Below are 19,241 nucleotides of genomic sequence, written 5' to 3'. Positions count from 1 at the left end.
AGTAAAGCGCCCGAACCCGCAGGGGGCCTGGCGTAAGTATGAGACGGGGCGGACATGCAGACTCCCTGCGGCGAACCTAAACCCCTCCTCTCACGCACCGCATGCCCAGGCTTTGATACGTATCAAAGCCTGAAGCCGGATCCGGGACGATTGTCCGCCGGCGCTTCCGGAGAGTTTCATGTCGGCCAAGTCTCGTTTCATCGTCCCGATCGTCGGCGCGACCGCTCTGGTCGCGTGGACGATCGCCCTGGCTCAGGCCTTGCCGCGCCTGCTGGCGGGGCCGCTGTGCAGCAGCAGCCAGGACGCCTGGTCCCTGGCTGGCCATTGCCCGGCCTGCTACGTCGCGGCGGCCCTGACCCTCGCCTTCGGGGTCAGCCTGGCGCTGGCGCGACCAAAAGCCGCCCCCCTCCGACGCCTCGCTCGAGGCTGATCGGCGAGGAGCGCCGGTCGTATCGGCGCCCCTCGCCCTTCGCGCCCCACCGCGCTGATCGACGGTCGCTTCCCGCGACGCTTTCGACATGGCCTAGTTGCCGGGCGGAGCGGAGCGGAGCAATCTCGCGCCTGTCGCAAGATGTGATGACGACGGACGAGGCCAGGTCTGCGATGGCTTGCGCCGCGAGCCATCGCGCGAGGAACGGGCGCGAGGAACAGGGGCGTCAGGATGAGCATCGAGGCCGCGTCGTCGACGCCGCTCCAGGTCGTCCTGGTCGAGGACGACGCCGCCTTCCAGGACGCCTTTCGCACCGCCCTGGCCGCCGCGCCCGACCTGTCGATCGCTAGCGTGGCCGCCACGGCGACCGAAGCACGCGCCCTTCTGGCGGGACGGCCGGCCGACGTGCTGGTCGTGGATCTGGGACTTCCCGACGGCTCGGGCGTCGACGTTATCCGCGAAGCCCACGCCCGCTGGCCCGCCTGCGCCATCATGGTGGCGACCACCTTCGCCGACGAGCGCCACGTCATCGCCTCGATCGAGGCCGGGGCCAGCGGCTATCTGCTCAAGGACAGCCCCCTGCCGACCATCGCCGAGGACATCCGGGTGCTGCACGGCGGCGGAAGTCCGATCAGCCCCCGCATCGCCCGCCAGGTGCTGATGCGCTTCCGGCCCGACGAACGTCCGGCCCAAGAAGCCGAGACCGTCGAAAGGAGCAGCGTCCCCAGCCTGTCCGAACGCGAAAAGGAAACGCTGCAGCTGATCACCCGCGGCTTCTCGTTCGACGAGATCGCCGAGCTGATGGGCGTGTCTCGCAACACCGTGCTGACCTTCGTGCGCCGCATCTACGCCAAGCTGGAGGTGCGCTCCAAGACGGAGGCGGTGTTCGAGGCCCGCGCCCATGGTCTCCTCTAGGCCGTCGGTGACCGCACGCCCGTGGTTTCCATGGGCGGCCTGGATCCTGGCGGGACTTCTGGCTCTGGCGGTCGCCTTCGTCATCGAATCGCGCGCCGGCGGCGCGCGAATCACCGCCGCGCGCATGACTATCGCCGATACGGTGGGCTACCAGCCGCCGCCGGCGACCGTTCCGTCGAACCTCCAGGCCAGCGGCCGAACGGTGGTCATGCCCCACGCGCCGGCGCCGCTCTGGGCGCCAACAGCCGAAACCGCGCCCCAGCGGATCGCCACGCGCGTCACCTGGTTTTCGCTGCAAGTCCCACCCCTGCCCGACGACGGCCGCCAGCTCTATCTCTATGTGCCGCGCTGGAAGTCCGACGGCACGCTGGCGATCTATGCCGACGGTCAGCTGATCCATCAGTCGCACGCCAATCTGCAGTGGAACGGCTCCAACGAGCCTCTTCTGATCAGTCTGCCGCGCACCGAGGTCTCGCATCCGCCCCGGACGCTGGACGTCCGACTGCAGCATGTGCGCGGCATCGGCGGGGCGTTCTCGTCGGTCTGGATCGGCAACTATCGTCAACTGGCGCCGCGCTACGCCATTCGAGAGATTCTGCAGGTCCAGCTGTCGTCGTTCTCGTCTTTCGCGTTCCTGGCGACGGGCGTCTTCGCCCTGTTCGTCTGGCTCAGCCGCCGCGGCGAGCCGATCTACCTGCTCTACTTCATGACTTCCGTCGTGGTCTTCCTGCGGATGCTGCACACCTTCGTCGGCGTGCATCCGCTGGTCGTTTCCGACGCCTGGTTCGGCTGGATCACCGTGATCTCGCCCTACTGGATGATCGTGGTGCTGCACTTGTTCGTCACCGAGCTGCACGGCCGGCGCCAGCCGCTGCTGACGGGCGTGGCGCTGCTCAACGGCGGGTTCTGGACGATCGCCACCCTGCCCGGCCTTCTGGACCCCACCCTGCTCTCGGCGCCTGTCTACGCCAACCTCCTGATCCTCGGGCTGATCGTGGCCTTCAACGGCGTGCGCCAGTCGATCCGGTTCAGGTCGCGCGACGCTCTGCTGCTGTCGGCCTGGTGCTTCGTCACCGTGCTCTCGGGCGTCTACGACCTGGCGCTGCAGCAGAACATCGTCAGCATCGAGAGCGTGTTCATCAGCAACTTCACCGGCGTCGGGTTCACGGTGCTGTTCTGGTACATCATGTTCAGCCGCTATATCGAGGCGCTGGAGACGGCCACCCGGGCCAAGGCCGATCTGGCGCGACGCCTGACCCAGCGCGAAGCCGAGCTGACCGCCAGCCACCAGCGGCTGCGCGAGATCGAGAACCGCGAGCTGCTGCACCAGGAACGCCAACGGCTGATGCAGGACATGCACGACGGCCTGGGCTCGACCCTGGTCACCGCTCTGCGGGCCTTCGAGGGCGATCGCGCCGCCGACCTGGACGCCGTCGCCCTGCTGCGCGGCTGCATCGACGACCTGAAGCTGACCATCGACTCTATGGAGCCGGTCGAGACCGATCTGCTCCTGCTGCTGGCCACCCTGCGCTTCCGCCTGCAGCCGCGGCTCGAGGCCAGCGGCCTGAAGCTGACCTGGGACGCCGGCGAGGTCCCGCCCCTGGAATGGCTGGACCAGCGCCACGCGCTGCACATCCTGCGCATCCTGCAGGAGACCTTCGCCAATATCCTCAAGCACGCCGAGGCCCGCGAGGTCGCGCTGTCGGTGCGGACCGAGGACGGCCACGTGCTGGTGCGCGTGCGGGACGACGGTCGCGGCTTCGATCCGGCCCTGCCCGTCACCGGCCGGGGATTGGCCAACCAGCGACGCCGCGCCGAGGCGATCGGCGGCCGGGTCATCTGGGAGCCCGCCCCGGCCGGCGCCTGCCTGCTCCTGATGCTGCCGGTGCGAAAGACTGTCACGAAAGACGGTTAGCAGCAGCAAAGCAGGATGGACGACCCATGGCCGCTTGCCGCGTCGCCGATCGTCGTCTCTCAATCCCCGTCTGGAAAGTCGCGCCCCGAGCCATGCCTGCGATCACACCCGAACGGTCCCGATGGTTCGCGCGCAACATCCTGCCGCACGAGCATGTCCTGCGCGGCTGGCTTAACCGCCGACTCGCGCCCGGCCTGGACGCCGACGACGTCATTCAGGAGGCCTATACGATCCTGGTCTCCAAGGAGAGCGTCGAGGACGTCCAGAATCCCAAGGCCTATCTCTTCCAGGTCGCCTATTCGCTGCTGGTGCGCCACGTGCAGCGCAGTCGTATCGTCTCGATACGCGCCGTCGCCGATCTGGAGCGCCTGGACCTGCCCGCGGAGATGGCCTCGCCCGAGCAGGTGCTGATCGACCGCGACGAGCTGCATCGGCTGGCCGAAGCCATCGCCGAGATGCCCAAGAAGACCCAGGAGGCGTTCATCCTGCGCCGCGTGCAGGGCCTCTCGCAGCGCGAGATCGCCGCGCGCATGGGCGTGTCCGAAAACACGGTTGAAAAGCACATCGTCAAGGGCATCCGCCTGTTGATCGATCGCTTTGGACGTGGCGGAAAACGCGCGCTCGGCGCATCTAGGAACGACGACACGGGAACGAGTGGCCTTGATGGCGGAGCGAGAGACAAGTCGGGCGGTTGACGACGCGGCGGCGGCTTGGGCCGGACGCATCGATCGCGGCCCCTTGTCGACCGCCGACAACGCCGAGCTTGAAACCTGGCTCTCCGGCGATCCGCGCCGGCTCGGCGCCCTGGCCCGCGCCCAGGCGCTGTACGACGGCAGCGACGCCGCCCGCGCGCTGGGCCCGCAATTCGATCCCGCGCCATTCAAGGCCAAGTCCGCCGTTCGGCCATCGCGCCGGAACCTGATCGGCTGGGGCGGCGGCGCGGTGGCCGCCGGTCTGGTCGCCGGGGTCGGGGCGCTGGGCGTGTCCAGCTACGGCTCTCGCGCCTATGCGTCCCAGCGGGGCGAGGTCCGTCTGATCCCGCTTGAGGACGGCTCGGCCATCACCCTCAACACCGACAGCAAGATCCGCGTCCGCCAGCGCAGGGTCGAACTCGTTCGCGGCGAGGCTCTGTTCGAGGTGGCCAAGGGCGAGCAGCCGTTCGTCGTCTCGGCGGACGCCCTGTCCGTCATGGCGACCACCGCCGCCTTCGTCGTCAAGGCGATCGCCGGCGAGCCGGTGTCGGTGGTGGTGCGCGAGGGTCGGATCAGCGTCACAGACCGTCGCGGCCGCCTGCAACTCGGCGCCAACCAGCAGATGGACGCCTCCCCCAAGCAGACCCAGGTCGAGACGGTCGCGCCGGCGGCGCTGGTGCGGCGACTGGCCTGGCGAGAGGGCAAGATCGCCTTCGAGGGAGAGACCATGGCTCAGGCCGCCCGCGAGTTCGCTCGCTATAGCGACATGCGGCTGATCATCGAAGACCCGACCCTGGCCCAGGAGCCGGTCAGCGGTCTCTTCGCGGCCAACGACCCGGTCAGCTTCGCGCGATCGGCCTCGCAGGCCTTCGGCGCGCGGCTGGATATCGAGGGGCGCACCGTCCGCCTGGGCCGGCGTCCTACGTAAAAAGTTTCGAGACACATGGCGGAGACGTCGCCGCGACGTCTCTTGGCCTCGGAAATCGCGCCGCGACGGGCGCGCGAGAGGGGCGACATGGCTTTGAACAAGACGAAAGCGATCCTGGCCGGCGGCGTGGCCGCCCTGGCGCTGTGCATCGGCGGCCCGGCATCGGCCCAGCAGCGGACCTTCAAGGTGCCCGCGCAGGACGCGGTCAGCGCCATCCCGCAGTTCGCCCGGCAGGCCGGCGTGCAGATCTTCGCCCCGGCCGCGCAGCTGAAGGGCGTGCGCACCATGGCCATCGACGGCCAGATGGACCTGCATGAGGCGCTGCGGAAGCTGATCGCCGGAACCGGCCTGGAGATCGCTGCCGACGACGGTCGCGTCATCACACTGCGCGTGGCGCGTCCTGCCAGCGCCACGGGCGATGTGGCCGCCGAGCCCACCGCGCTGGACACCATCATCGTCACCGCCCAGAAGCGCGAGGAAGCCGCCCAGGGGGTGCCGATTTCGTTGACGGCCTTCTCGAGCCGCGCCGTCGAGACCTATCGCCTGGAAACTCTGCGAGACATCTCGCGCTTGACGCCGGGCCTGCTGGTGTCGTCGTTCAGCCAGTCCAGCCCGACCATCGCCATTCGAGGCGCGACCAACACCTTCACCCAGATCGGCGCCAACAAGCCGGTGGCCGTGGTCATCGACGACCTGTTCATCCCCCGCAACAGCGCCGCGACCTTCGAGCTCTACGGCCTGAACTCGGTGCAGGTGTTGAAGGGCCCGCAAGGCACGCTGTTCGGCCGCAACGTCACCGGCGGGGCCATCGTGCTGGACACCGGCAAGCCGGCGTTTGGCGACACGGCGGGCTCGGTGCGGATCGGCGGCGGCGACTATGACCTTAAGCAGGTCGACGGCCGTGTAGACATCCCCGTCGGCGAGACGGTCGCCCTGCGCCTGGCCGGTTCGCTCAAACAGCACGACGGCTATGGCAAGGACCGCCTGACCGGGCGCGAGCAAGACGATCTCGACAGCCGCAGCCTCCGCGCCCAGGCCCGTCTGCGCGCCAACGACGACGTCGAGGTGTTGCTGGGCGCAGACTACGCGCAGGACCACAATGGCGGCCGCACCCTGTCGTCCAAGGCGGCCGGTTCGGACGGCGACCGCCGCACGTCCGAGCTTGGCTACAATCAGGACTTCGCGCGAAACCAGTGGGGCGCCTCGGGGCGGGTCTACTGGAACGCGCCGGTCGGCCAAGTCACCTCCGTCACCGGCTATCGCTGGTCGCAGTCGGGCGAGGACTATTCGGGCACCGGCGTCGGCTACGCCTTCCTGACCGGAACCAACACCCAGTCGGTCAATCGCGACGTCGACGATGTCGGCCTGTTCTCGCAGGAGATCCGCTGGGCCAGCCCGAAGTGGGAGCGCGGCGACCTGGTGGCCGGCGTCTATTTCGCCGACGAGGACGCCAAGCGCCAGCTGCGCACGCGCGGCTTGGCCGCCGCCACCGGCATTGCCGCCTCAGACGTCCTGACGGACCAGGCGGTGAAAACCAGGAGCTACGCCGCCTTCGTCGACGGCACGGTCCATCTGCCAGCCACCTTCGACCTGACCCTGGGCGCGCGCTACACCCACGACGAGAAGACCGCCGACCTCGTCCGCACCGACTTCGTCCGCCCCGCGACCGGCAGTTTCACCGCTCACGGCCTGAAGGCCGACTGGAGCGAGGTGACGCCCCGCGCGGTGCTGAGCTGGACGCCGCGCGAGGACCTCAAGGTCTATGGCAGCGTCACGCGCGGCTACACGGCCGGCGGCTTCAACACCGACGCGGCGGTGATCTCGGCCCTGACCCAGCCGTTCGAACCCGAGACCGTCACCAACTACGAACTGGGCGTGAAATCCCAGTGGCTGGCCGACACCCTGCGGGTCAACGCCTCGGTCTTTCACATGGACTACAAGGACAAGCAGGAGCTGTTCTTCAACAACCTGACGCGTGTGTTGACCATCACCAACGCCGGCCAGGCCACGGTGAAGGGCGCGGAGCTGGAGGTGACCTGGCGTCCCCTGCCCTGGTTGAACCTGATGGCGAACTACGGCCTGCTCGACACGGTCTACGACAACTTCGTCATTCCGGGCGGGGCGGTGAACACCGGCCATCCGCTGGGCTCGTCGCCGCGAAACAAGGGCGCCCTGGCCGCCGACGTCCGCATCCCGCTGAACGGCAAGGGCTATGTCACCGGCGCGCTGAGCTGGGCCTATACCGACGGCTACTATACCGGCGCCACCAAGGATCCGAACCTGCACATCGACAGCTATGCCCTGACCAACCTGTCGCTGGGCTATGAGAGCCAGGATGGCCGTTGGGCGTTGACGGCCTGGGCCAAGAACCTGGGCGATGTCGATTACCTGCTGACCCCGTCCACCCAGGGCGTGCTGGCCGAATATCTGGGCGAACCGCGCACGGTCGGCGTCATGCTGTCGGCGAAGTTCTAGGCAGTGGCGACCGCCCGTTTCACCCGTCGCGGCCTGCTGCTCGGCGCGGGCGCTCTGGCCGCCGCCGCGCCCTTGCCCGAGGACGACGCCGTCGGCCAGCCGCTGCGCCCCTGGCGGCGCGGCGGGCTGGATATCCACCACATCGCCACAGGCCGGGGCGACTCAACGCTGATCATCGGGCCGGACGGGTCCAGCCTTATGATCGACGCTGGGGCCTCCAGCACGCCGCCGCCGGCCAGCCTGGAGATCCGTCCAAGTCCGGACCGTCGCGCCGGCGAGTGGATCGGCCGTTACGCCCTCCGGCATCTGGCCGCCACGGGCGAGCCGAAGCTTGACGCCGTCCTGGTCAGCCACCTGCATCCGGACCACATCGATGGCCTGTACGATGTCGCAGCCCTGTTGCCGATCGGCGCCCTGGTCGATCGTGGCTATCCCGACTACGCCTATCCCGCCGTCTGGGACGCGCCGTTCGCCAAGGCCTATATCGCTTTCGTCCGCGAGCGGGTTCGGGCCGGAGGCCGGGTCGAGCGGTTCCGCGTGGGCGCCGCCGACCAGTTCGCGCTCCCGGGCGCGGAGATCCGCAACCTGGCGGCCAATGGCGAGGTCTGGCGTGGTCGCGGGACCGAAACCCGCCGCCTGTTCCCACCGATCGATACCCTCCCCAAGGATGACATCCCCGACGAAAACGCCTGTTCGGCCGCCATTCGCCTGCGCTACGGCGACTTCGGCTATTTCGCGGCGGGAGACCTGACCAGCAACAACTTCGACGGGACCCTGCCCTGGCGCGATGTCGAAACGCGCGCCGCCCAGGTCGCTGGTCGGGTCGATGTGGCCGTCGCCGCTCATCACGGCATGTTCGACGCCACAGGCGCCGACGTCGTGCGCGCCCTGAAACCGCGCACCTGGATCATCCCCGGCTGGCACGCGGCGCACCCCAGCACCGACACCCTGGACCGGATGCTGAGCCCGCGTCTCTATCCCGGCCCGCGCGACGTCTTCGCCACCGGCCTCTCGCCTGCCAACGAACTGACTCACAAGTGGCTGACCGACCGCCTGGCCGCGCGCGGCGGCCACGTCGTGATCCGCGTCGCCCCGGGCGGGACCAGCTATCGCGTGATCGTCACCGACAATCGCGACGAGGGCGACCGCGTGATTTCGCGGTCGGGTCCGTGGCCGGCTGGCCGGGCTGACGGTTGACCCGCACGCCGCCGAAAATCCGCCCTGCCATGGCCGGCTGAACCGCCGCGGAGAGGCCGATCCTGGACATCTCCGCATCCATCCCCACTTGCTAGGGCGTCGCGTCAGGCGCGCGATGCCTCGCAGCTCTTGAAGGAACTTCTCCATGGACGCCAAGCTCGAAACCGCCATCCTGGCCGGCGGATGCTTCTGGGGCGTCCAGGATCTGCTGCGCCGCTATCCGGGCGTCATCGCCACCCGCGTCGGCTATTCCGGCGGCGATACGCCCAACGCCACCTACCGCAATCATGGCGACCACGCCGAGGCCATCGAGATCCAGTTCGATCCGGCCTTGATCAGCTATCGCCAGCTTCTGGAGTTCTTCTTCCAGATTCACGATCCGACGACGCTGAACCGGCAAGGCAACGATCTTGGCCGCAGCTATCGCTCGGCGATCTTCTACATGTCCGAAGACCAACGGCGCGTGGCGCTCGAGACCATCGCCGATGTCGACGCCTCGGGCCTGTGGCCCGGCAAGGCCGTGACCGAGGTCGAGCCCGCCGGTGACTTCTGGGAAGCCGAGCCCGAGCACCAGGACTACCTGGAGCGTATCCCGAACGGCTATACCTGCCACTTCATCCGCCCGGGCTGGCGCCTGCCGCGGCGTGAAAGCGCCGCGAGCTAGTCTTCGAGCGCGAGGGGCGGCGCGAGCGCGCTCACGGGAGCTCCGGATCGAGGCCGTCCAGCGGCGTTCCCGCGCGCCGCGCGACGCTGATGAAGGCGCTCTGGCATCCCAGGGCGTCGATATTGGCTTCCTGCACGCCGGACCAAGCGTCGAGAAAGTCTGGCCGGTCGGGCGAGGTCGCGGAAGCGGCCCGCTCCAGGGCCCGCGCGAGACGGGCGTGGGCGTTGCCCTCGACGAGATAGACGCTCTGGCAACGCTCAATGGCTGCGTCGAACGCCGCGCGTGTCGCGTCATCGGCGGCGGGCGGGGCGCGCAGCGACAACAGGGCAAGACCTGCGGCGCGACAAGCCTCCTGAGCCTGTCGCACCGGCGGTGACGGGATGATCGGGCTGGACGGCGGCGGCGTTGCTCGGGCCACCACCTCCACCGCCGCGTTGCAGGGCGCGATGATCGCCTGCAGCCGTCGCCAGGTCGCCCAAGTCTGGGCGCGCAGCACCGGCGAAAGCGAGTTTTCGGGGTTCGAGATGCGAGGAACGTCGCGTTCCGCTACGAGCGGCCAACCCACGGCGATCAACGCGATCAACACCGCGGCCGTCAGGACGAGTCGTGGAGACGGCCGCCGGCGGCTCACGGCCGCGCGCGACGGCGCGCCATCAACGCCAAAGGCAACCCCGCCAGGTCGAGCGCGACGGCGAGGGTGGCGGCCAAGGCCGCCCAAGCCGGAGCGCCGCGCAACGCCAGCAACGCCAAGGCGAGCGGTCCGGCGAGGCTGGCTAGAACCATGCCGCGCGCGGGCCATCCCGAGATCGTGGCTGGCGCGCCGATCGCGAGAAGCGCCAGGGCCTGGATCAGCGCGGTGACCAAGGCCAGAATCCGCAAGTCCGGGACGACCTGAACCTCGACGAAGGCCAGCAGGGCGCCGAATATACCGGTGACGAGGCTCCAGATCATCACAGACCACACCGCTCCGGTTCGGTGCGCGCCCCAAATGCCCAGCACGGCGCCGAACAGCAGACAGCTGGGCAGATAGATCACCGCCACCTCGCCAAGGAAGGGCGCGGCCAGGCACAGTACGGGGAAGATCCAGCGCAGCGCCCCGCCGCCAGCAGGCGGCCTGACGAACGGCGCCGCGCGATCACGCGTCAGGGCCTTATGAAGCGGCCGTCGGATCCCGAAAGCGACCATCGAACCGTCTCCTAATGTCCGGCGCCCGGCGTGATCACTGGCTCATGGTTGGGGTGGCGCAGGCGATCGAGGTTGTGGCAGCTGCCGAGCGACGCCACGCCGATGACCGCCGCGAGGGCCAGGATCGCCACCCACGGTCCGCGGGGCGTCGGCTTCATGGCCGTCTCCGATCGCGTCGCATGACAGGCCCCTCGCCCGCCGTCGCGATCAACAGAATCGTGCTCGCGATCATGACCAGGGCGGCGAGGCCGAGGACGTCGAGAAGGAGGAAGGTCGTCTGCAGCATGCCCATGGTCCAAACCTCCGAATGTCGACAGTCTCGCGCGATCGGACGCGCGGAATTTGATGTCGCGCAATCGCGCCTTTAGATGCCCGGATGAACGCGGTTCGCTCCTCCGGATCGCCCTTCCCCGCGCCGTGGCAGGGCGCGGGACGTGAGCCGACACGCGGATCCAAGCCGCGCAGATAGGCCTTGAGATCGGCGATCTGATCATCGTCCAGCTTGGCCATCGGCATGCGGGGATGACTTGGCGGCGAGCCCTCTTCCGGCGGCTGACTGGGGGCTAGCATGCCCTCGGCGAGGATCGCGTCGAGACGGCCCGGTCGGTAACGGGTGAACAGACGCGGGAATGGCGGCGCATCCGGTAGCGGGCTCACGCCTTGCGCAACAGCGTGACACTGCCCGCAATAGCGCTGCGCCAGACGCTGACCGTTGATCTGGTCGCCCGAGGGCGCGGGCGCGGGCTGGGCTCTTGAGGACGAGATCGGCGCGCCCCAGGCGCACAAGACCAAGAACGCCGTGGCGAACGACAGGCTCGCGCCCCGCCGCGCATCTGAACATCCCGCAGGCATGCTCGCCTCCCTCACTGGAAAAAGGACCGTGCGGCGAACGGCGCTTAGCGCCCCAACACCAGGGGCAGCTCGGCGGCGTCGAGCATGCGACGGGTCACCCCGCCGAAAAGCTCTTCGCGCAGCCGGCCGTGGCCGAAGGCGCCCATCACGCAATAGCCCACCCCGGCGGCCTCGCAGGCGGTCAGGATCAGCGCGTCGGGCGTGGCGCCGTCCGCGGCGACCTGCTCGATCGTCGCGTGGATATCGTGACGAGACAGATAGGCGGCCGCCGCCTCGACGGGCGGGACCCGGGCCGCGCCATCCTCGACAACGAACAAGGTGACCGAGCGCGCCAAGCGCAGCAGCGGAACACTGGCGCGCAGGGCCGCCATGCATGGCTCCGAACCATCCCATGCGACCAAGGCTGGAAGATTGGGGTTGAAGCCGCGTGCGTCGTCCGGAACGGCGACCACGGGACAACTGGCCTGACTCACGACAGAGGCCACCACGCCGCGGGGATCCGCCCCCATCATCGTGTCCCGCTTGCAGTTGACAACAATAACGTCGGCCAGCCCGGTTTGGCGCATCAGGCATTGGGTGAAGTCGCCCGTCGCGTCGATCCAGTCCCAGGCGACGCCCTCGCCAGCCAGACGCGCTTCCAGAGCGGTCCGATTGATCGTCTCGGCCTCGCGCTCCTCTTCCAGGATCATCGCCTGCGCCGCGCCGCCGATATCGCCCGCGAAGTCGGGAATGGGCGTGACGTCAACGCAGATCAGGCGCCCTTCGAGCGCGCGGGTCAGATCGAGCGCCGCTTGGAGACGGGCCTCCTGACCGGCGTCGGCATGCACCAGCAACAGCACCGTCTTCATCGCCGCCTCCATTTGACCAATGGCGCCAAGGCTAGAAAAGCGGAAACATGGTCGATATGAGGGATTATACGGATGCTGGCGCGCACGCGTGTCCATCGCAGCTAGTTCGGACATGCCGGAACTTTTGTCTATCGGCCCACAGAACAGCGAGCGGCCAATTCTAAGTATTGTTCCCAATGGTGTGGTTGGGGCGTGCGGCACTATCCCTGTCATCGCGCCGCAGGGAGAGCCACGATGTCGATGCACGCCTTACCGAGATCCGCCGCCGCTCCAGCGATGACGTCGCTTTATCCGCCCATGGCCGACATGTTCGGCGACATGGGCGTCAGCATCGCCTACGCCAGCGACGAAGAAATCTACGCCCAGGGCGAAGAGACCGATCTCGTCTATCAGGTCCAGAGCGGCGCGGTGCGCGCCTCGCGCCTGACCAGCGACGGCCGCCGCCAGATCGCCGGCTTCTATTATCCGGGCGATCTCTTCGGCCTGGAGACCGGACCCGCGCACCTGTCCTCTGCCGAGGCGCTGGGTCCCACCCGCGTCCTGGTCGCCCGGCGCTCGACCATGCGCCATCGCGGCGAGGCCGGCCACGGCCTGGAACGGGCCATCTGGCAGGCCACCGGCTCGGAGCTGGAACGGGCGCACGAGCACATGATGCTCCTGGCCCGCAAGAGCGCCTTGGAGAAGGTCGCCGGCTTCCTGTCCGACGTGGCCAAGCGACAGCGGTCGGTCTGGAGCGAGTTGGCGATGAGCCGCCAGGACATCGCAGATCACCTGGGCCTGAGCATCGAGACCGTCTCGCGCATGTTCAGCCAGCTGCAGAGCGAGGGCCTGATCGCCCTGGAGGGCTGCCGTCGCTTCCGCGTCGCCTCCCCCGCCAGGCTGGCCGCTCGCGCCGCGCCCTAACGTCGCTTGGAGGCTCCAACGCCCGCGCCTCCGCTCGCCGTTTCGTCGTCCCGAGCCCATGATTTCAAGGTAAAGTCATGGTGCAGCAAGCCGCCGGCGTTCTGGTTTGGGGTGGTCTCGTCGACACCCCCGTCTTCCTGCTCGGGCATCCCGGCGGTCCCTACTGGCGCAGCCGCGATGACGGGACTTGGTCGATCCCAAAAGGGCTGATCGAGCCCGGCGAAATGGCGATGACCGCCGCGCGTCGTGAGTTTCAGGAAGAGACAGGGCTGGCCCTGAACGGTCCACTGGAGGCCCTGACGCCTCGCCGCGCCTATCGCGGCAAGATGATTATTCCCTGGCTGGCCAGGGCCGATCTCGACCTTGAGCGGTTCGCCAGCCAGACCTTCCGCCTGGAATGGCCCCCGCGTTCGGGACAGTGGGTCGACGCGCCGGAGATCGACGCCGTCGCCTATTTCGACCTGCCCACCGCCCTGCGCAAGATTCTGCCAGGCCAACGGCCCATATTGATCGAGGCCGCGGCGCGGATCGCCGCGGCCAGTAGAGCGGGCTAGTCGCGCCGGCGCATCAGTCCGTAGGTGACAAGTCCCGCGACGCCAGCGGCGAGGACCACCGCCAGGGCCGCGGTCGCGGCCGCCTCGTCCGGATGGCGGCGAATCTGGCGTCGGGCGCCATCGGCCACGGCGTCGAGTTTCTCTTCCACCTCACCGACAAGCTCCAAGGCCGCGTGACCGAGAGCCAGCGACGTGGACGAAAGCGCGTCACCCGTCTTGTCGCCGAGCTGGGCCTTCAACGCGCGCAGATGTTCGCCGACCTTGGCGAAGGCTTTGCCGCCCTGGTGTCCGAGGTCGTCAGCGAGGGCAAGGGGCTTTCGCATGTCTAAACTCCTGTGGGTGTGCCGAGCGCCACCATCGCCGGATGAGCGTGGACCCGCTTGACCTGTGTCAAACCCCCGAACGGCGGCCCAATTTCGCAGGGGATCGCGCGGCCTCGAGCCGCCCCTCGCGCCGTAAAAGGCCTGACTTGGATCAATTCTCCTCGGCGCGATGACCTTAGTCTGGAGGCCTCGAAAGACTGGAGGCTCGCCATGTTGCACGCCGTCGTGCTCGCCCACCCCAAACCGACCAGCTTCTGCGCGGCGCTGGCGCGCACCTGTGTCGAACACCTTCGCGCGGGCGGGCATGAGGCCCAGTTGCACGACCTCTATGCGATGGACTTCGACCCGCGCCTGCAGGCCGAGGAAATGCCTACGCCGCACGGCGTGACCCCCGCGCCCGACGTCGTGGCCGAGCGGCGCCGGCTGAGCGCGGTCAAGAGCTTCATCTTCGTCTATCCGTTCTGGTTCAACGCCCCGCCCGCCATTCTCAAGGGCTATGTCGACCGCGTCTTCGGCATGGGTTTCGGGTACGCGCCTGGCGCCGGCGGGACCGAAGCGCTGTTGACGGGCAAGAGCCTTTTGTCGTTCTCGACCTCCGGCGCGCCCGATGACTGGGTCAACCACACCGGCGCGCTCAAGGCGCTGATGACGGTGTTCGACATCCATCTCCAAGGCGTCTGCGGCCTCCGCGTCCTCGATCACAAGCACTTCGGCGGCGTGGTGTCGAACATGACCGACGAGTCCGGCGCCGACGTGCTCGAGCAGGTGCGCACGCGCCTGGACGAGCTCTTCGGGCCCGCCGTGGCCTGACGCGATGGACGACGCTTCGCAACCGCCGCCCAGCAACGCCGCCCAGTTGAATGCGCCGGCCTATCGCTTGGCCGCGCTCGACCAGGACTTCCTGCTCGGCGACTCCATGCGCGGCGTGCGCTTCCTGCTCGAGTTCGCCAAGGCTGACGAAGCCTTGCGCGCCTTCGGCGTGGCCACGACGATCGTGGTGTTCGGCAGCGCGCGCGTGCGCGCCGATGGGCCGGGCCGCCAGGCCTTCTGGTTCGAGCAGGCGCGGCGGCTCGGCCAGATCGCCTCGGAACGCGGCGGCGCGCTGAGCCCGCGCCAAGGCGTCTTCGAGAACGTCATCGCCACGGGCGGCGGCCCCGGCCTGATGGCCGCCGCCAACCAGGGCGCCTTCGAGGTTGGCGCGCCGTCGATCGGCTTCAACATCACCCTGCCCCGCGAGCAGCAACCCAATCCCTACTGCACGCCGGCGCTGACGTTCCGCTTCCACTACTTCGCCATGCGCAAGATGCACCTGGCGATGCGCGCCAGGGCGCTCGTGGTTTTCCCCGGCGGCTTTGGGACGTTCGACGAGCTGTTCGAACTTCTGACGCTGCGTCAGACTCACAAGGCGCCGCCCGTCCCGATCATCCTGTTCGACGAGGCCTATTGGCGCGCGGTGATCAATTTCGAGGCGCTTGTCGAGGCCGGCATGATCGATCGAGCCGATCTGGCGCTGCTGGCCTTCGCCGATGACGCCGAGACCGTCTGGTCGCGGTTGCTGGAAGGCGGCTTGCGGACGCCGGAGACGACATCTTGAGCAACCCTCCCTAAGGCGCGAATCTCAGGTCGCAGACCAATCCTTCAGCCCCATAGGTCAGAACGGCCGAGCCGCCGAGCTCGTGGGACAGGCTGCGCTGAATCAACCGCGCGCCGAACCCGTGTTGGCTTGGTGGGGCGACGGGTGGCCCGCCGACCTCGCGCCAGGTGACAGCCACGGTCGGCTTGCCCGGCTCGTCGAGCCAGCGCCACTCGACCAGAAGACGCCCCTCGTCGTTCGACAGCGCTCCATACCTGGCCGCGTTGGTGCTGAGTTCGCCAAACACCATGCCCAGCGCCAGGGCCACGCGCGGTGCGAGGCTGACAGGAGGGCCAGAGAGCTCGAACCGGGCGACGTGGTCACGTCGATAGGGCCGCAACTGCTCGAGCAACACCTCCGACAGAGTCGCTCCGGTCCAGTCGTTGCGCGTCAGGACGTCGTGGCTCTGAGAGAGCGCGACCAGACGAGCGGTGAAGGCTTCGCAGAAGGCCGCCGGATCACCCGTCGACTTCAAGGTCTGGCGCGCGATCGATTGCACCGTCGCCAGGGTGTTCTTCACGCGGTGATTGAGCTCGTGGATCAGCAGAGTCTGGCGATCCTCGGCGGCCTTGCGCAGGCTGATGTCGCGAATGACGGCGCAGACCAGGCCCGCATCGCTATTGCGCAGGGGGTTGAGGCTGACCTCGACGGGAAAGGCTGCGCCGCTCGCGGTCTGGCCTTGCAGCTCACCGCCGAGCCCCATTTCGCGAAGTTGCGGCGAAGCCATGTAGTCGCGGACGAACCGGGCGTGGGACACACGATGGGAGTCGGGAATCAGCCGCTCCACGGGCTGGCCGACGAGATCGTGGCGTGAAAAGCCGAAGAGGCGCTCCGTCTGACCATTGACGCGGACGATGACGCCGCCCCGATCCACGATCACCATGGCGTCGGCCGCTGATTCCAGAAGGTCGCCAAACCGCGCTTCGCTGGCCATCAGGTCCTGGTTGGCTCGGCGGAGGTGGCCCAGGGTCTGCTTGAGGGCGGCGTTGGATCGCAGCAGCGCCGAGAGGACCAAGACATCGAGCAAACCGACCGCGATGAACATCGCCAGGGCGACATCATCACGCGGCGTGGGCGCGGGCGGTCCCAATACGAACCGGGCCGCGAGCGCGGCCAAGGCGACCGTGAGGAGGCCCGCGCGAGCGCCGCACAGAAACACCGTGAGCATGATCGCAGGAAAGAAGGTGATGAACTGAGCGCCAGTAATCCACGGCGCCAGGACGTGCCGCAGGCCCGTCGCCAGGGCGATGCTGGCGACGGCGATGAGATAGGCCAGCGGCGAGGTCGGCCGGATGGCGGTCCTTTCGGGATGGAGCCAGAGCTTAAGCGTCATCGCCGATTTCCCCCGCGCGCGTCCCTCGTTATCCAGCCCTCGCGCGGGACGCCGGGCTTTGACTCAACTCAAGCTTCGCCGAAGCCCTCGCCGACGGACGACAATCTTGCGACCAGCCGACCACCAGGGCGGCGGGGGTCAAGGTATGCGCCGCACATGACTGCCCGGTCTGTCCGGACCCGGATCGTTCTCCAGGTCGTCGCGATCTTGATGGTCCAGACTTCGGATATAGGCCGTCAAATCGGCGATCTGACCCGGCGACAGCGGCTTGGCGGGCATGGCGTAGTGGCCCACCTGGCTGATGGTCTCCAGCTCCCAGTCGATCCGCAGGTCTCGATAGCGCACCGCGATCTCGCCGAAGGACGGCGCATCCACGCGCGCGCCCACGCCGTCCTGACCCGTGAAATGGCAGCTGGCGCACTGGCTCCTGGCCGTCGCCTCGCCGCGATCGCGCGCGTCGAGGATTTCCCGGCCTTGACCGCTGATCTTGGGTTCGGCCGCGCAGGCGCCCAGAGCCACAACGGCGAGCACGGCCTTGACCCGGATGCGAGCGTGTCGCCCGTTCACCCTTCTCAAGTCGGTCCCCAACCACCATCGCCCCGACTTAGCCGACGCGATCCTGGCCAGAGCCTTGCCCCCAACCCTGGGGGCGTTCGCCGGACCAGCCAGCGGCGCACGGGAAGCGCGATCGCGAGCACGGTCAAGATCAACCAGGTCGTCGGCCTCGGCGCGGGACTAGCCTTCATCGCCGATGGTCTTGGCGGAAAAGTCCAGCACAATGCGGCCTTCGATCTTGCCCTGGCGCATGTCATCCAGAACCGTATTGATGTCTTCCAGCCGGGCCGTCGCGACCGTCGCGCGCACCCGCCCGTCGGCGGCGAAGGCCAAGGCCTCCTTGAGGTCCAGTCGCGTGCCGACGATCGAGCCGCGCACGGTGATGGCGTTCAGGACGGTGTCGAAGACCGACAGCGGAAAATCGCCGGGCGGAAGGCCGACCAGCACGACCGTGCCGCCGCGTCGCGCCAGGCCTTGCGCCTGACTGAACGCCGGCAACGACACCGCAGTGACCAAAACGCCGTGCGCCCCGCCCATGCGCGCCTTCATCTGGGCGACGGCGTTGGCGTCCCGGGCGTTGGCGACCAGGCTCGCGCCTAGCCGCGTGGCCAGGGCCAGCTTGTCGTCGTCGATATCGATGGCCGCGACCTTCAGGCCCATGGCCACCGCATATTGAACAGCCATGTGGCCCAAGCCGCCGACGCCGCTGATCGCCACCCAATCGCCCGGCTTGGCCTCGGTCATCTTCAGGCCCTTGTAGACCGTGACCCCGGCGCACAGCACCGGCGCGATCTCGACCAGATCGATGTTGTCGGGCAGACGCGCGACATAGTCGGCCTCGGCCAGAGCGTATTCGGCGAAGCCGCCGTTGACCGAGTAGCCGGTGTTCTGCTGGTCCGGGCACAGGGTTTCCCAGCCGGCCAGGCAGGCGTCGCATTGACCGCAGGCCGAATGCAACCACGGCACGCCGACCCGGTCGCCGACCTTGAGATGGCTGACGCCCTCGCCGATCTCGACGATCTCGCCCGCGCCCTCGTGGCCCGGCACGAAGGGCGGCGAGGGCTTGATCGGCCAGTCGCCGTTGGCGGCGTGCAGATCAGTGTGACAGACGCCGCAGGCGCCGATCTTGACCAGAACCTGCCCGTGACCGGGCTTTGGACGGTCGAGGCTCTCGATCGTCAGGGCCTGACCAAAGGCTCGGACCACAGCGGCTTTCATCAGGGGGCTTCGCGCTCCGCCCAGGGTCGAAGCGGCTTGAGGTGAAAGAAGATCGGACTTGGCCATGTCAGGTGTCTCCCGGAGCCTCGGCGTCTTCGAAGGAAATCGCTTGGCGCACGATCCTTCCGATAGGCCGGAGGCTCCCGAGACGCAGTTGGGATTAGTACGTAGTCGCGCCATCGCCGCCGGCGGCGACCAGACGATCGACCGCGTCGGCCAGCGCATGCTCGATGAGAGGTTTTTCGAGCACGCGGGCATAGCCCGCCGCCATCGCGTCAGCGCGCACCTGAGGGGTGGGAAAGCCGGTGATCAAGAGGGCTGGCCCCTGCCACCCCCCGGACCGCAGAGCGCGCAACAGCATGACCCCGTCGACCTCCGGCATCTTCATGTCGGCGATCAGGACCACGGCCTGCCTCTGGGCGTCGAGATCGGCCAGCAACGCCGATCCGGCGGCATAGGCCCGCACATCATATCCCCTGGCGCGCAGAAGAAGCTGCAACGCCCGGCGCACGGCCGCGTCATCCTCCACGAGCAGGAGGCGTGGCGGGCTCGAAACGTCAGAGGTCGGGGAAGCGGTCATGGCGGCGTCTGAAGACTGATCGGAAATTCGACTCGGATCAG

At 68.3% G+C, this 19,241-nt stretch carries 23 protein-coding genes; 12 read left to right on the top strand and 11 right to left on the bottom strand.

What is annotated here, in order from left to right; all coding sequences use genetic code 11:
• The first annotated feature begins 178 nt into the window (after positions 1-178).
• From EIK80_RS24980 to msrA, 8 genes are all read left to right on the top strand, one after another.
• Complete coding sequence (locus EIK80_RS24980; protein WP_125159706.1) at positions 179-430, top strand: hypothetical protein; 252 nt, start codon at positions 179-181, stop codon at positions 428-430.
• Between the two features lie 231 nt (positions 431-661).
• A complete protein-coding gene (locus tag EIK80_RS24975; RefSeq protein ID WP_125159705.1) occupies positions 662-1,345 on the top strand; it encodes a response regulator transcription factor in 684 nt (227 codons plus the stop codon).
• 7 nt (positions 1,346-1,352) lie between these two features.
• Complete coding sequence (locus tag EIK80_RS24970) at positions 1,353-3,260, top strand: ATP-binding protein (RefSeq protein ID WP_125159704.1); 1,908 nt, start codon at positions 1,353-1,355, stop codon at positions 3,258-3,260.
• 92 nt (positions 3,261-3,352) lie between these two features.
• Entirely contained in the window at positions 3,353-3,955 is a 603-nt protein-coding gene (locus tag EIK80_RS24965) for an RNA polymerase sigma factor (RefSeq protein WP_125159703.1), read from the top strand.
• Positions 3,924-4,880 carry a FecR family protein gene (locus tag EIK80_RS24960; protein ID WP_125159702.1) on the top strand — a complete coding sequence of 319 codons (957 nt, stop codon included), beginning with the start codon at positions 3,924-3,926 and terminating at the stop codon, positions 4,878-4,880. Before EIK80_RS24965 ends, EIK80_RS24960 begins: the two co-directional genes overlap by 32 nt.
• 87 nt (positions 4,881-4,967) lie before the next feature.
• Complete coding sequence (locus EIK80_RS24955; protein WP_125159701.1) at positions 4,968-7,355, top strand: TonB-dependent receptor domain-containing protein; 2,388 nt, start codon at positions 4,968-4,970, stop codon at positions 7,353-7,355.
• 3 nt (positions 7,356-7,358) lie between these two features.
• A complete protein-coding gene (locus EIK80_RS24950) occupies positions 7,359-8,552 on the top strand; it encodes a ComEC/Rec2 family competence protein (protein ID WP_125159700.1) in 1,194 nt (397 codons plus the stop codon).
• Between the two features lie 145 nt (positions 8,553-8,697).
• The gene (msrA, locus tag EIK80_RS24945) at positions 8,698-9,216 is read left to right on the top strand and encodes a peptide-methionine (S)-S-oxide reductase MsrA (RefSeq protein WP_125159699.1); all 519 of its coding nucleotides are present in this window, start codon (positions 8,698-8,700) and stop codon (positions 9,214-9,216) included.
• Between the two features lie 31 nt (positions 9,217-9,247).
• Here msrA and EIK80_RS24940 read toward each other — a convergent pair whose 3' ends face one another.
• The 6 genes from EIK80_RS24940 to EIK80_RS24925 are packed head-to-tail and all read right to left on the bottom strand — an operon-like array spanning position 9,248 to position 12,197.
• Positions 9,248-9,802 (bottom strand): hypothetical protein, encoded by a 555-nt coding sequence (locus EIK80_RS24940; RefSeq protein WP_125159698.1) that lies wholly within the window; start codon positions 9,800-9,802, stop codon positions 9,248-9,250.
• A 41-nt stretch (positions 9,803-9,843) separates the two neighbouring features.
• Positions 9,844-10,401 (bottom strand): hypothetical protein, encoded by a 558-nt coding sequence (locus EIK80_RS24935; RefSeq protein WP_125159697.1) that lies wholly within the window; start codon positions 10,399-10,401, stop codon positions 9,844-9,846.
• An 11-nt stretch (positions 10,402-10,412) separates the two neighbouring features.
• Entirely contained in the window at positions 10,413-10,559 is a 147-nt protein-coding gene (locus EIK80_RS26195; protein WP_158624756.1) for a hypothetical protein, read from the bottom strand.
• Positions 10,556-10,693 (bottom strand): hypothetical protein, encoded by a 138-nt coding sequence (locus EIK80_RS26495; protein WP_199743617.1) that lies wholly within the window; start codon positions 10,691-10,693, stop codon positions 10,556-10,558. The genes EIK80_RS26195 and EIK80_RS26495 overlap by 4 nt, the downstream gene beginning before the upstream one ends.
• Positions 10,630-11,253, bottom strand: a complete 624-nt coding sequence (locus EIK80_RS24930) for a cytochrome c (protein ID WP_125159696.1) — start codon at positions 11,251-11,253, stop codon at positions 10,630-10,632. Before EIK80_RS24930 ends, EIK80_RS26495 begins: the two co-directional genes overlap by 64 nt.
• Before the next feature lie 44 nt (positions 11,254-11,297).
• The gene (locus EIK80_RS24925; RefSeq protein ID WP_233586937.1) at positions 11,298-12,197 is read right to left on the bottom strand and encodes a universal stress protein; all 900 of its coding nucleotides are present in this window, start codon (positions 12,195-12,197) and stop codon (positions 11,298-11,300) included.
• A 180-nt stretch (positions 12,198-12,377) separates the two neighbouring features.
• Between EIK80_RS24925 and EIK80_RS24920 the strand changes: the two genes are divergently transcribed.
• Together EIK80_RS24920 and EIK80_RS24915 are read left to right on the top strand one after the other, a co-directional pair.
• The gene (locus tag EIK80_RS24920; RefSeq protein ID WP_233586649.1) at positions 12,378-13,004 is read left to right on the top strand and encodes a helix-turn-helix domain-containing protein; all 627 of its coding nucleotides are present in this window, start codon (positions 12,378-12,380) and stop codon (positions 13,002-13,004) included.
• 77 nt (positions 13,005-13,081) lie between these two features.
• Positions 13,082-13,558 (top strand): NUDIX domain-containing protein, encoded by a 477-nt coding sequence (locus EIK80_RS24915; protein ID WP_125159694.1) that lies wholly within the window; start codon positions 13,082-13,084, stop codon positions 13,556-13,558.
• On the opposite strand, the gene EIK80_RS24910 is transcribed toward EIK80_RS24915, so the two are convergent.
• A complete protein-coding gene (locus EIK80_RS24910) occupies positions 13,555-13,881 on the bottom strand; it encodes a hypothetical protein (RefSeq protein ID WP_125159693.1) in 327 nt (108 codons plus the stop codon). The genes EIK80_RS24915 and EIK80_RS24910 overlap by 4 nt on opposite strands.
• A 210-nt stretch (positions 13,882-14,091) precedes the next feature.
• On the opposite strand from EIK80_RS24910, the gene EIK80_RS24905 reads away from it, so the two are divergent.
• Together EIK80_RS24905 and EIK80_RS24900 are read left to right on the top strand one after the other, a co-directional pair.
• Positions 14,092-14,691 carry an NAD(P)H-dependent oxidoreductase gene (locus EIK80_RS24905; RefSeq protein ID WP_125159692.1) on the top strand — a complete coding sequence of 200 codons (600 nt, stop codon included), beginning with the start codon at positions 14,092-14,094 and terminating at the stop codon, positions 14,689-14,691.
• 4 nt (positions 14,692-14,695) lie between these two features.
• Positions 14,696-15,475 (top strand): LOG family protein, encoded by a 780-nt coding sequence (locus EIK80_RS24900; protein WP_125159691.1) that lies wholly within the window; start codon positions 14,696-14,698, stop codon positions 15,473-15,475.
• 10 nt (positions 15,476-15,485) lie between these two features.
• Here EIK80_RS24900 and EIK80_RS24895 read toward each other — a convergent pair whose 3' ends face one another.
• From EIK80_RS24895 to EIK80_RS24880, 4 genes are all read right to left on the bottom strand, one after another.
• Complete coding sequence (locus tag EIK80_RS24895; RefSeq protein WP_125159690.1) at positions 15,486-16,847, bottom strand: sensor histidine kinase; 1,362 nt, start codon at positions 16,845-16,847, stop codon at positions 15,486-15,488.
• 138 nt (positions 16,848-16,985) lie between these two features.
• Complete coding sequence (locus EIK80_RS24890) at positions 16,986-17,414, bottom strand: cytochrome c (protein ID WP_233586936.1); 429 nt, start codon at positions 17,412-17,414, stop codon at positions 16,986-16,988.
• Positions 17,415-17,582: 168 nt separating this feature from the next.
• Positions 17,583-18,620, bottom strand: coding sequence for an alcohol dehydrogenase AdhP (adhP, locus tag EIK80_RS24885; RefSeq protein ID WP_125159689.1), 1,038 nt, complete (start codon positions 18,618-18,620; stop codon positions 17,583-17,585).
• Positions 18,621-18,780: 160 nt separating this feature from the next.
• The gene (locus EIK80_RS24880) at positions 18,781-19,200 is read right to left on the bottom strand and encodes a response regulator transcription factor (RefSeq protein ID WP_125159688.1); all 420 of its coding nucleotides are present in this window, start codon (positions 19,198-19,200) and stop codon (positions 18,781-18,783) included.
• Positions 19,201-19,241 lie beyond the last annotated feature (41 nt).

Source organism: Caulobacter sp. 602-1 (assembly GCF_003931565.1).
Classification (GTDB): Bacteria; Pseudomonadota; Alphaproteobacteria; order Caulobacterales; family Caulobacteraceae; genus Caulobacter.
This window is presented reverse-complemented; position numbering and strand designations above follow the sequence as displayed.